This is a genomic window from Xanthomonas hawaiiensis, assembly GCF_031834635.1.
Classification (GTDB): Bacteria; Pseudomonadota; Gammaproteobacteria; order Xanthomonadales; family Xanthomonadaceae; genus Xanthomonas_A; species Xanthomonas_A sacchari.
The window spans coordinates 4,773,351-4,786,267 of record NZ_CP115873.1 but is presented as its reverse complement, the minus strand read 5'-3'; the positions used below and the strand labels follow the sequence as shown (position 1 = coordinate 4,786,267).

Below are 12,917 nucleotides of genomic sequence, written 5' to 3'. Positions count from 1 at the left end.
GTATTCTGACGCCCATGCGACCCATCCCCCGTCTCGCCACCGTCCTGTCCCTGCTCTCCCTGGCCGGCCTCGCCGAGGCCCGTGGCGTCATCGAAAAGGTGCAGATCCAGGGCCTGAACAAGGACGAGGACGCGGCGATGATCGAGAACATCCAGGTCTCGCTGTCGCTGTACGACGCCATTGGCAAGGACCAGGGCGAGTCGCGCCTGGAGTATCTGCTGAGCCAGGCCGAACGCCAGACCCGGCAGGCGCTGGAGCCATTCGGCTACTTCACGCCCAAGATCACCGTTGAAGCGCCGCGCCAGGACGACAAGTTGACCGTGGTGGTGCACGTGGACAAGGGCGAGCCGATCCGGGTGCGCAATTTCCATGTGGGCATCACCGGCCCGGCCGAGGACGACCGCTACCTGGGCGAAGACCTGAAGAACTTCCGTCCGCGCCAGGGCGACGTCTTCGTCAGCAGCGTCTACGAGACCAGCAAGGTCACCATTACCCGGCGCCTGGCCGAGCGTGGCTACTTCGACGCGGACTTCACCCAGCGCAAGGTGGGGGTGACCCGCGCCGACCACGCCGCCGACATCGACCTGAGCTGGGACAGCGGCCGCCGCTACAACATGGGCCCGATCCGTTTCCACCAGGACTACTTCAACCAGAAGCTGTTCGATCCGCTGGTCTACTGGAAGGAGGGCAGCTACTACCACGAGGGCAAGCTCGACCGCCTGCGCGAGTCGCTGGTCAAGCTCGACTACTTCAGCGTGATCGACATCCAGCCCAAGCCGGAAGAGGCCGATGCCAACGGCGACGTGCCGGTGGACGTCAACCTCACCCGCGCCAAGCGCAGCATCTATACCGCCGGCCTCAGCTACGGCAGCGAGAGCGGTGCCGGTGTGCGCCTGGGCGTGGACCGCCGTTACGTCAACGCCCGCGGACACAAGCTCAGCACGCAGCTGGACTACGCGCAGAAGCGCAAGAGCTTCATCACCAGTTACCGGATCCCGGCGTTCCGCTGGCTCGACGGTTGGTACACCACCTCGCTGCGCGTCTACGACGAACAGACCGACTACATCGACCTGCGCAACGTCAAGCTTACCGGCAGCCGCAGCGGGCAGATCAACGAGCACTGGACCGCCATCGCCTCGATCAACGCGCTGCGCGAGCGCTGGCGTTACGCCACCGACGAGGTCTTCGACGGCGCGCTGTACCAGACCTCGACGCTGTTCTATCCGCAGATCGAAGCCGACTATGTCGGCGTGGACGACAAGGTGTTCCCGCGCAAGGGCTTCAGCGGCAACATCAGCCTGCGCGGCGGCGCCGAGGGTGTGGGGTCCGACGCCAGCTTCGTGCAGGCGCACATGCGGGTGAACTGGTTCCACGGGATCGGCGACAACGACCGGCTGATCCTGCGCGGCGAAGCCGGCAGCACCTGGACCGACGCCTTGGTGGCGATGCCGCCGAGCCTGCGCTTCTTCGCCGGCGGCGACAACAGCATCCGCGGCTACGCGTTCCGCGAGGTCGGCCCGCGTACGGCGCGGCCGGACCGCTTCGCGCTCGGCGCGAAGCACGTGCTCACCGGCAGCGCCGAGTACGAGCATTACTTCAAAGGCGGGCCGTGGGGCGGCGCGGTGTTCGTCGACAGCGGCAGCGCCTTCGACGATACGCCGGACTGGCACACCGGCGTCGGCTTCGGCCTGCGCTGGCGCTCGCCGGTGGGTCCGGTGCGGGTGGACATCGCGCATGGCTTGAACGATCCGGATTCGCAGTTCCAGCTCTATCTCAACATCGGAGCCAATCTGTGAGCGCGCCGCTGGAGCCGACGTCGCCCGCCACGCCGCCGCCGCCGCGGCGCCCGCGCTTCTACCGGCGCAAGCGCTTCTGGTGGGGCTCGGCGTTGACCATTGCGGGCCTGGTGCTGCTGACGGTGATTGCGCTGTACTGGCTGCTGCAGACCGTGGCCGGGCGCGACGTGCTGCTGGCGCAGGTGGTGGCGCGGCTGCCGGCCGGCTCCACCCTGACCTGGGAGCGCGCCGAAGGGCCGCTTGCCGGGCCGCTGATCCTGCACAACCTGGATTTCCGCTACAACGAAATCCACTTCACCGCCGAGCGCGCCTACCTGGATCCAGACATCCGCCCGCTGCTCGGGCGCAAGCTGCAACTGGACGCGCTGGAGCTGACCAACGCCACGCTCAACCTGGCCAAGAGCAACGAACCGTTCGAACTGCCGCGCTGGCCGCAGTCGTTGCCGCAGATCGAAGTGCCGCTGGCGCTGCAGGCCGATCGGATCGCCATCGACGGGCTGCGCATCACCCAGGCGCAGCAGCCGATGATCGACATCCGTACGCTGCGCGGCGGCGTGGAAGTGGCCAACGGCGAGTTCCGCGCCACCCAGGTGGTGGTGAACAGCGACCGCGGCGATTTCCGCGTCAATGGCGATTACCTGCCGGGCCAGGACTACACCGCCGACCTCACCGCCAGCGCCGTGTTGCCGGCCGCGCGCGGGCGCACCCCGGCGCGTCTGGGCCTGGTCGCACGCGGCGACCTGGACAAGATGGAAGTGGCCATCGCCGGCAACGCGCCGGCGCCGCTGCGCGCCACGCTGGTGTTCACCGGCCGCACCGATCCGGTGTGGGAATTCGCCGCCAGCAGCAAGGCGCTGGATCCGTCGCTGCTGGTGCCGCCGGCCGACGATGCCCCGGCGTCCGTGCCGCTGGCCTTCGACCTGCATGCCAAAGGCAAGGGCGGCAATGCCGATCTGCAGGGCGAGCTGTCGCGCGACGGGCAAAAGCTCGTGCTCGATCCCTCGCACCTGAGCCTGGACAACCAGGTGCTCACGGTCGCGCCGCTGCAGCTGCGCGCGTTCGACGGGCAATTGCGTTTGCGCGGCACCGCCGATCTGCGCGACCCGAACAATGCGCAGCTGCGCTTCGCGGTCAATGCCAGCGGCATGACGTTCACCACGGCGCCGGACCCGTCCACCCCGGACGCGCCTGCGGTGCCGATCAAGCTGGTCGAGACCAATCTGGGCGTGGCCGGCACGCTGAAGCAATGGGCCACCTACGGCGAGGCCACCGTCGCCCGCGGCAAGGACAGCGCCAAGTTGCAATTGGACGTGCGCGGCGACGATCGCCAGGCGCAGCTGAAGCAGGTGCGCGCGACCATGCCCAGCGGCACGCTCGACCTGGGCGGCAACGTGGCCTGGGTGCCCGAGTTGAACTGGGACGTGCAAGGCACGCTGGCCGGCTTCGACCCCGGCTACTTCGCGCCGGGCTGGGACGGCAAGCTGTCCGGCACCTTCGCTTCGCAGGGCAAGCAGTTGCCGGCGCGCCCGGATGGTAGCGCCGCCGGCTACCAGGCCACGCTCGACATCCCACGCTTGAATGGTCGCCTGCGCAGCCGCCCGCTCGACGCCAACGCCAAGCTCGCCCTGCAAGGCAGCCAGGGTGAGGGCAAGCTGCAACTGAGCCTGGGCGACAGCCGCCTGCAGGCGCAGGGCAAGGTCGGCGACCAGCTCGACGTGGACGCGCAACTGCAGCCGCTGCAACTGGCCGACCTGCTGCCCGGCGGCGCCGGCAGCCTGCGCGGCAGCGTGCAGGTCAAGGGCCGCCGCGACGCCCCCGACCTCACCGCCGACCTCACCGGCAGCGGCCTGAAGTGGGACAGCTACAGCGCCGACAGCCTCAGCCTGCGCGGGCGCCTGCCCTGGCGCGGCAACGGCGGCGAACTCGCCCTGCGCGGCAGCGCGATCAACGCCGGCGTGCTGCTGCAGACGCTGAGCGTGGACGCGCGCGGCGCGGTCGAGAACCTGCAGCTCGATGCCAAGACCGAGAACGACATGGGCGCGCTGGCCCTGGCCGGGCAGGTGCGCCGCGACGGCACACGCTGGCAGGGCGCCTTGAACACGCTGCGCATCGCACCGGCCAAGGGCGAACCATGGCAGCTGCGGCAGGCGGCCAATTTCAGCGTGGCCGGCAGTGCTTTCAGCCTGTCCGAGAGCTGCCTGGCCCCGGGCAGTGGCGGCGCCTTGTGCGTGTCTGCCGACTGGCCGAAGCAGGGCCTGACCCTGCGCGGCGACGCCTTGCCGCTGGCCCTGGTGCAGCCATGGCTGCCGCCCAGCAACGGCCGCAAGATGTACCTGCGCGGCGACCTGTCCATCGACGGCAGCTTCAAGCCGGCCGGCAACGCCTGGCAGGGTTCGCTGCGCCTGGCCTCGCGCGAAGGCGGCCTGCGCCTGGGCGACAACGCCCGCGGCGAACTGCTGCGCTACGACCAGTTCAGTTTCGTCACCGACTTCAGCGCCCAGCACATCCACTCCAAGCTCGGCATCGGCTTCCAGGGCGACGGCTTCGTCGACGCCACCGTCGACACCGGCTGGGATGCGTACGCGCCGCTCACCGGCGAGATCTACATGAACATGGCGCGGCTGTACTGGCTGGAGCTGTTCTCGCCGGATCTGGTCCGGCCCAAGGGCCTGGTCGAGGGCCACGTCAGCCTGCGCGGCACCCGCTCGCAACCGGCGATGGGGGGCGACGCCACGCTCAGCAACTTCACCGGCGAACTGCCGGCGCTGGGCCTCACCCTGAGCGAAGGCAAGGGCCGCTTCGACGCGCAGCCGGACGGCTCGGCGCGCATCGTCGCCTCGGTCAAGTCCGGCGAAGGCACGCTCAACGTCGATGGCGGCCTGTCCTGGTACGGCGACCGCACGCCGCTGCAGTTGAACATCCGCGGCACCAACGTGCTGGTGTCCAATACCGCCGAACTGCGCGCGGTGGCCAATCCCGACCTGCAGTTCGGCATCGCCAACAAGACCATGATGCTGAGCGGCCAGGTCACCGTGCCCTCGGCCGACATCGACCTGGAGCGGCTGGATCGCGGCACCTCGCTGTCCGAGGACGTGGTGGTGCTGGATCCGGCCGACCCCGAGGCCACGCCGACCTCGCCGCTGGAGATGGACCTGCGCGTGACCCTGGGCGACCAGGTCAAGATGGCCGGTTTCGGCCTCAAGGGCGCACTGACCGGCGCCATGCAGGTGCGCTCGCGGCCGGGCCGCGAAACCACCGCCACCGGCGGGCTGGACGTCAGCGGCAAGTACAAGGCGTACGGGCAGGACCTGACCATCACCCGTGGCCAGCTCACCTGGAGCAACAACATCGTGTCCGACCCGCGCATCAACATCCGCGCGCAGCGCCAGGTCGGCGACGTCACCGCCGGCATCGACGTCACCGGCCGCGCCACCGCCCCGCATGCGGACGTGTGGTCGGACCCGTCGATGTCGCAATCGGAGGCGATGTCCTACCTGGTGCTGGGCCGCAGCCTCAGCAACACCAGCAGCGCCGAAGCCGACCAGGTCACCGCCGCGGCCAGCGCGCTGTCGGCCGGCAGCGGCCTGCTCGCCTCGCAACTCGGCGCCAGGCTCGGCTTCGACGACGCCGGCGTCAGCCAGTCGCGCACCCTCGGCGGCTCGGTGGTGGGCTTCGGCAAATATCTCTCGCCGAAACTCTACGTCAGCTACGGCGTGTCGCTGATCGGCAGCGGCTCGGTCTTGACGCTGAAATATCTGCTGGGCCGCGGCTTCGACGCCGAGGTGGAATCGAGCACGGTGGAGAACCGTGGGTCGGTGAATTGGCGGAAGGAGAAGTAGGATCGGTCTTTGGCGGTGTAGAGTGTGAAATTTCCTTGACAAATTGCTCAGATACCATGCAGGTTATGTAACTGTCGGCGCCGCGCCGGTGGCGAAGGGGCGATCAATGTACGTTCATCGACAGGGGCAGAGCGTAACCTCGTCCATCTTTGTTTGTCTTACTTGTCACCAGGGGAGCACTTTCGGCGGTAACTCCAGAAAATGAAGTTGCTATTCGAATGCACACTTTACAATAGGTAAAGCCAGTTGGGGATAACCCATTTGGTGAGAACGTCGATCTGTATACCGGGCGGTTTTCATTCCGGCATGTTGATGTTGATCAGTCCGAGACCGGTTTGCCTATACAGTTGATGCGTGTGCTTAAGGGGCGGCTCGCATGAATGATCGAGCAATTCATATTGTTCCTTCAGAAAATGAACATCATGAAATGCAGGCAATGAGTTAAGCAGCGAGGCTGCTCAACTCTTGGTGCAGCACGTGCATTATTTTATTTATATCAGTTGAATATTCAATGCGAAGATCGCGCACGGTTGTTCCTGGGGCGGAACAATTTACTCGCGGTTGGTTTAGGGGTTTCCTGAATAACATAGGGGTGAGGCATGATTACTAGATTGGGCACGAGCCTAGTGCCATTTGTTCTGCTGGCAACACTATTGGGTTTTGTAGATGTTGTATTTGCGGACGAAGGAGTCATTCCAAATGAAGAATATCAGAAAATTATCAAATCATCATCTGTCGTCAATCCATTGAATGATGATGCGTTCGGACAAAATTTGCGGCTATTTGATCTAACGGCATCATTTCATGCTCTTGATGTGAGTTTGCCTGGAAACAATAGTATTCCAGTTCAGATTGGGCGGGAATTCCCTATTTCTTTTGGGGCAGACACTTATAGGGGTCTCCCTGGTTTTGCTGATTGGAATATAGATATACCTAGGATATATGGAGATTTTCTTCAGGAAAAGGGCTGGATCACAAAAAGCTCCTCACCGTATGCTCGTTGTTCCATTCCAAGTAAGCCAGATGCAGCGCTAGAAAACCTATCTGGCACGCTAAAAGACATATGGCATGGTTACTATTTGCACGTAAGTTCAGAAAATGAAAGTGAACTCTTGGTGAATAATCAGCCAAAGTCTGCGCAAGTATCGGATGGAAATTCATATCCTTGGGTAACTGCAGAGAAATGGGAAATAGGCTGTCTTGCAGGCACCGATAATGGCTATAAGGGGGAGAGTTTTTTTGCCTTATCGCCACAAGGCCAGAAATTTTATTTTAACCATGCAATGGTTCATTCAATTGCACCTGTTGTTTATCAATCTCAAAGTCCAATGGGACAGGCAGTGCTTCGTGTCAGAGTGAATTTTTTGGTTAGCAGAATAGAAGATAGGTTTGGTGGATGGGTTAATTATAGCTATTCTGGCGATCGACTTGTATCAATAAATTCCAGTGACGGTCGTAAGATAATTTTCAATTATGATGAAAATGGAAATGTCCAGTTCGTGAGGGCGGGCGAAAGAACATGGACGTATATCTATGAAACACATAAGTACCCACCTAATCCAGATCGTTATCGACTCAAATCTGTCATTTTGCCTGATGGAACTTCCTGGAGATACAATATAACTGCAGGGAGTCTGACCCCCCTTTTTGAAGTGGATTTGCCTAAGATCAGGACTTGTACGAAAGAGCCGGCGCAGCGCTATGGTGATTTTGATTTCCAGGTTGTCAATCCAGCGGGATTAACTGGAGATTTTCATTTTTCTTATGAACGATCGCATTTGACGCATGCGCCATTGCCGCCATGTCAAAATGGAAAGATTGTCGATGTACCTCATCCCTGGGTGCCCGCGTACTTTGACCGATTTCAGCTATATAGAAAAAAAGTGTCCGGGCCTGGTCTGGCGGAGCAAAAATGGGTCTATTCTAATATTGAGCCAGGCATTGACTACTATACGACAGGGTCTGCAACCGATCCTTGCCCAACTTGCGTTCCATCAAAGACGACCATAGTTAAAGAGCCAGATGGCTCTTCGACTGAGTATGAGTTCGGATATATGTATGGCCTTAATGCGGGGCGTTTGCTCGGTGTAAAGAACTTTAATTCGAATGGATCTCTTGCTAGATCCACTATAAATGAATATGTTTCTGATGATCAGACTCCCAATCAACCTTTTCCAGATCAAATCGGTGCGACCTTGCTGGAATTGCCAAACCCTCTGGCCAACATTAATCGCCCATTAAAAAGGGTTACAATAGTCGAGGGCGATACCTATTTTGTTCGAGATGTCATGGCCTTCGATAATTTTGCTCGCCCAACAAAAGAGCAACTTTATAGTGCGTGGTATAGTCGTACGGAGTTGAAAGAATATTATGATGATTTGACTAAATGGATATTGGGCCAGAGCGCCAAGAGCACCAACGCGGATACCGGGATAGTTGAAGCGCAAATCAGCTACGATGCCAGAGCGATGCCGGTGCAGCGCTGGTCTTTCGGGAAACTCCAGCAAACCTTCACCTACAATTCGGATGGTACGCTGGCGACGGCAACCGACGGCAACCAGCGCGTTACGCGCTTCGCCGACTGGAAGCTTGGCATTCCCCAAGCGATTCATTTCGCCGACACTACTGTGATGTTGGCCGACGTCAACGATGCGGGCTGGATTACTGCGGTCACCGATACAAACGGCGGCACCACTCAGTATGAGTACGATCCAATGGGACGGCTAACCAGCATTGCCTACCCGGCCGGCGATAGCATTGCCTGGAATGCTACGACGCAGGTGTTCGAACAGGTCAACGCAAGCGAATATGGTCTGCCGGAGGGCCACTGGCGGCAAACTGTGACCACTGGCAAGGCGCGCAAATTGACCTATTTCGATGCGATGTGGCGGCCGCTGCTTACCCGCGAGTACGATGCGGACAACGAAGCGGGGACGCAGCGCTTTCAGCGCTTCGCCTACGATCATGAGGGACGCACTACCTTTACTTCATATCCTGGGAGCAGCGACGCGCTCAGCGTAGGAACGTGGATTACTTATGACGCGCTGGGGCGCACGACTTCGGTTTCCCGAGATAGTGAGTTGTCGGCGTCGACGAGACTGACTACGCTGACAGAATACCTGCCGGGCAACCAGACCCGCGTCACCGATCCGCGTGGCAACAGCACCATGACCGGTTATCAGGTCTTCGACAAGCCCGATTACACGACCCCGACCTGGATCCAGCATCCAGAAGGGGCCACCACCGAAATCAACCGCGACGTCTTCGGCAAGCCGCTCTCCATTCGGCGCCGCGACGCCAGCGGCACCGTGTCGGTCACCCGCAGTTACGTCTACGACACCTACCAGCAGCTCTGCAAGACGGTGGAGCCTGAGACCGGCGCCACCGCCAACGGCTACGACGCTGCCGGTAATCTGGTGTGGAGTGCGGCGGGCTTGGCGTTGCCCAGTACCACCTCATGCGATGCGGACTCGGCCTTTGCCTCCGCCCGCCGAGTCGATCGCAGTTACGATGTGCGTAACCGGATCAAGGCGCTGAGCTTCCCGGACGGCAACGGCAACCAGGCCTGGAGCTATTGGCCGGATGGGGCGGTCAAGCAGATCACCACCACCAACAACGGCGTCGCCACCTACAACAGCTACGCCTACAACAAGCGCCGTCTGCTGATCGCCGAGAGCCAGGGCCAGGCCGATGGCGAGACCTGGGCACTGGGCTATGCCTACGATGCCAACGGCAACCTTGCTGCGCATCGTTATCCATCGGGACAGACGGTGGATTACGCGCCCAATGCCCTGGGGCAACCGACCCAGGCGGGCAGCTATGCCACCGGCGTGAGCTACTACCCGAACGGCGCGATCAAGCAGTTCACCTACGGCAACGGCATCGTCCACACCATGACGCAGAACGCGCGTCAGTTGCCGGATACCAGCCAGGATGCCTACGGCGGCACCGCGTTCCTCAGCGATGGCTACGACTACGACGCCAATGGCAATGTCGCAGGTATCAGCGACGGCGCCACCGGGCGCAACCAGCGCGGCAACCGCACCATGACCTACGACGGCATGGACCGGCTGATCAAGGCCGAGTCGCCGATGTTTGGTACGGCCACCTATAGCTACGACGTCCTCGACAACCTGACCCACGTCATTGCGCCGGGTCGCGATCACTACTACTGCTACGACGCCAACTGGCAGCTCACCAACGTCAAGACCGGCGGTTGCGGCGGCAGCACGGTCATCGGCATGAGCTACGACCCGCAGGGCAACCTCAGCAACAAGAACGGCCAGGCCTTCGTGTTCGACTACGGCAACCGCCTGCGCCAGGCGACCGGCAAGGAGACCTATCGCTACGACGGCAACGGCCGCCGCACGCTGGCGCTGCAGAGCGCCGGCAACATCGGCTCGCTGTACGACCAGTCCGGTGCACTGCGTTTCCAGAAGAACCAGCGCCAGTCCAAGTCCACCGACTACATCCTCCTGGGTGGCAGCCTGGTCGCCGAAGCCGACTGGCCGCTGGGGCAGCTCGCTTCGGTCAAGGACTACGTCAACTGGAACCCGGTCTCCGGTGCGACCCGCTATGTGGTGGAAGAGAGCGTGGACGGCGTCACCTGGACCTCGGTGTACGACGGCAGCCAGGGTAACTGGACTTCGTTGGCCAGGCCGGCAGGGACCTACTCGTACCGAGTCACGGCGTGCACCGCGGACGGCAACTGCACCACGGCTTCGAACGTGAAGCATGACCAGCGGCCCGCGGTAGATATCGTGCCGTTGCTGTACCAGCTATTGTTGAACAGCTAGGTCATGCAGGTTGACTCGCTTACCTATGCGGACGCCTATCACTATCTTCAATGGGGTAATCGTATGACTTCAAAATTAATTGGCTTTCTGATGGTGATTGTTGGATCCATCGCGTGCTGGCAGGCACAGGCGTCTCCCCAAGTCGTTTGGGTAGGGAAAATCACCTATATCGAAAATGCTTGGAACGGCGAGGGAATTGCGATCCACAGCTCTAGTGATGGCCCATATGGTTGTACCTCAGACCTCAATGATTTTGGAATAACTTCAAATGATCCTTCGTATAAGGAGCTTGCCGCAATGGCTTTGGCAGCTTTTACGACAAATGCGGACGTTGAATTGATAGTCGATTCCGGAAATTGTGTTTTTGGCAACCGCACGAAAGTTGTCTCTATAAGGTTGAAGAAATAAATTTTTCATCACCGGTTGGCTTTGAAAGCATTTTTCGATGAAGCCACTGTACGCTAGTGTAGGTTTGTTCAGTTCGAGGTGAGTGTGAAATTCAAGTGCAGGGCCTTACTGCTCATTACTTCCATGAGTTGTCAGGCATCAGCAAACGAATCGATGCAGAACGTCGACGTCGCGCAGTTGGGCAAATATCAGGCTGATGCCGATCATTTTGTATGGTTTTCAGATACGACAGCAGAATGCAAGGCTGCGCCCGGAAACCACGTCCTGCATTTTCAGGACGACCAACCGGGTCGCAATGCTTTACTTGCGTTATTGATGACGGCATTGATGAACAAACACAAGATCGATGTGCAGACCAATGGTTGCTATATGCTTGAGGTCTACCTGAACTAAGCCTGCTCTGGCGGAATCTGTATCGTGGATTTCGTCGGGTACGTTATCGAAATGTTACTACGGGAAGCGTTGTCGATCCGACTTTAATTAGAAAAGTCGACTCTACATCGCGTGTCGATGGTTCCAACTCGCAAGGACGAGTGATGTCAAACTTCCATGGGATTCATGTGGCCCTGCGCCTGTTGGCTGCAACCGCCCTTTCATTGTTCGTTGCTTTTGGTGCCTCGGCGCAGACGGTTCGCTACGTCCACACGGATGGCTTGGGGTCTGTGGTTTTAATAACGGACAAAGACCGTAACGTTGTGGAGCGAAGCGAGTATGAGCCATACGGTGGTTTGTTAAATCGTCCTATAACAAACATGCCAGGTTACACAGGTCATGTCATGGATATGGCTACTGGACTGACCTACATGGAGCAGCGCTATTATGATCAAGAGCTAGGGAGATTTCTTAGTGTTGATCCAATAGCAGTGAGAGGTGAAGACGGCTTCAATAGATATTGGTATGCTAACAATAACCCATATAAATTTGTTGACTTGGATGGGCGGGAGTCGTTCTTGGTTAGTAGGCCTTTGAATTTTTACGGCCTAAGCAAGATAGTTAACCACAACTTTATCGTCCATAATGCAAGCGCCCCAGGGGACCCAAACGCTACTGTCAGATCTTTCGGAATTACTACGGCCGGCCCCATGGGCGAGGTAACGTCGAGCACAGAGGGGCCAAATGCAAATACATCTGCAATGGACAGGGCTGCCTGGGAAAGCATAGGCACCAAAGGCTCGGATGTGACATTTCGCAAAATTGAGGCGACTGATGACGTCGTTAAGTCAGTCTCGGATTCTATATCTTCATCTTTTGATTATTCGTATGTTCCGGAGGTTTCTGGAGGATTTAACAGTAATAGTGCTGCGGGTGCTATAGCCCAGGAATCAGATGGCGGTTCACCACGTGTGGATAATGGAAAGTTACAGCCGGGTTCAAGTCAAGAAAAGGTTAACTCGGCTCGAAAAAACGTTATAATAAAGCCGGTCGTCAATGTGAAGTAATCATGAGAAAGCCACTATTACTTTTATTTGCAATTCCTGTCCTTTTGATTTCTTCCCTGGCTGGGTGTCTAGCTTATAACTGGGTGATGTACATAAATCGGGCTGTTAGTGCGGGTGAAGCTTATGGGTTAACCATTGGTGAAACAAAGAAGGAAGTCTTCCATAAGCTGCCTACTGCTTTTAAAGAAATAGGTGCAAGCGAAGGTGGCGTATTTGTAGAGGTGCTTGTAAGCGAAGCTAGGTCTCAGGGCGACAGTGGACGTGGGGCTAGACATAGGATGGTCGGTTTAAATTTTGGTGCGATTAATTCACCTAGTTCAGTTTCCTTTTATGAAGATGACCAATGGGTTTTTTACATTGGGCCATCCCATAATAACTTTCTGCGTCTCAAGTTTTGCGACAAAAAGCTTTGCCGAATATATAGATATAGGCGATATTTTGAATTATCGTGATTTTATTCAGAAATTTTAATTTTGTGATTTGCGATCATTTACCGATGCATGGGTGACGGGAATCAGGTTCACCTATTTAATAGTAGACATCTGTGTATAGGTTCTTAGGAGGCGGGCTGACCATGCGCTCGTTTTTGTCGGAAGCATTCTGGATCGTTATTGGTAAAGATCTCTCCGCCGATGAATA

7 protein-coding genes are annotated in these 12,917 nt (G+C 58.7%); all 7 read left to right on the top strand.

The window, feature by feature from the left end:
• Positions 1 to 14: 14 nt before the first annotated feature.
• The 7 genes from PG878_RS20420 (at position 15) to PG878_RS20390 (ending at position 12,730) form a co-directional block, all read left to right on the top strand.
• Positions 15 to 1,796 (top strand): autotransporter assembly complex protein TamA, encoded by a 1,782-nt coding sequence (locus PG878_RS20420; protein ID WP_209030065.1) that lies wholly within the window; start codon positions 15 to 17, stop codon positions 1,794 to 1,796.
• Positions 1,793 to 5,635 (top strand): translocation/assembly module TamB domain-containing protein, encoded by a 3,843-nt coding sequence (locus tag PG878_RS20415; protein ID WP_209030066.1) that lies wholly within the window; start codon positions 1,793 to 1,795, stop codon positions 5,633 to 5,635. The genes PG878_RS20420 and PG878_RS20415 overlap by 4 nt, the downstream gene beginning before the upstream one ends.
• A 626-nt stretch (positions 5,636 to 6,261) precedes the next feature.
• The gene (locus tag PG878_RS20410; RefSeq protein ID WP_311185996.1) at positions 6,262 to 10,431 is read left to right on the top strand and encodes an RHS repeat domain-containing protein; all 4,170 of its coding nucleotides are present in this window, start codon (positions 6,262 to 6,264) and stop codon (positions 10,429 to 10,431) included.
• A 3-nt stretch (positions 10,432 to 10,434) separates the two neighbouring features.
• The gene (locus tag PG878_RS20405; protein WP_209030067.1) at positions 10,435 to 10,839 is read left to right on the top strand and encodes a hypothetical protein; all 405 of its coding nucleotides are present in this window, start codon (positions 10,435 to 10,437) and stop codon (positions 10,837 to 10,839) included.
• A 153-nt stretch (positions 10,840 to 10,992) separates the two neighbouring features.
• A complete protein-coding gene (locus PG878_RS20400) occupies positions 10,993 to 11,232 on the top strand; it encodes a hypothetical protein (RefSeq protein WP_209030068.1) in 240 nt (79 codons plus the stop codon).
• 143 nt (positions 11,233 to 11,375) lie between these two features.
• Positions 11,376 to 12,278, top strand: a complete 903-nt coding sequence (locus PG878_RS20395; protein ID WP_209030069.1) for an RHS repeat-associated core domain-containing protein — start codon at positions 11,376 to 11,378, stop codon at positions 12,276 to 12,278.
• A 2-nt stretch (positions 12,279 to 12,280) separates the two neighbouring features.
• Positions 12,281 to 12,730: a hypothetical protein gene (locus tag PG878_RS20390; RefSeq protein ID WP_209030070.1), complete on the top strand. Its 450-nt coding sequence runs from the start codon at positions 12,281 to 12,283 to the stop codon at positions 12,728 to 12,730.
• Positions 12,731 to 12,917: the final 187 nt, after the last annotated feature.

Bases quoted from the DNA above. Each gene is read 5' to 3' on its own strand.
- PG878_RS20420 (WP_209030065.1), top strand. From the start codon at position 15: ATGCGACCCATCCCCCGTCTCGCCACCGTCCTGTCCCTGCTCTCCCTG.
- PG878_RS20405 (WP_209030067.1), top strand. From the start codon at position 10,435: ATGCAGGTTGACTCGCTTACCTATGCGGACGCCTATCACTATCTTCAA.
- PG878_RS20400 (WP_209030068.1), top strand. From the start codon at position 10,993: ATGCAGAACGTCGACGTCGCGCAGTTGGGCAAATATCAGGCTGATGCC.
- PG878_RS20395 (WP_209030069.1), top strand. From the start codon at position 11,376: ATGTCAAACTTCCATGGGATTCATGTGGCCCTGCGCCTGTTGGCTGCA.
- PG878_RS20390 (WP_209030070.1), top strand. From the start codon at position 12,281: ATGAGAAAGCCACTATTACTTTTATTTGCAATTCCTGTCCTTTTGATT.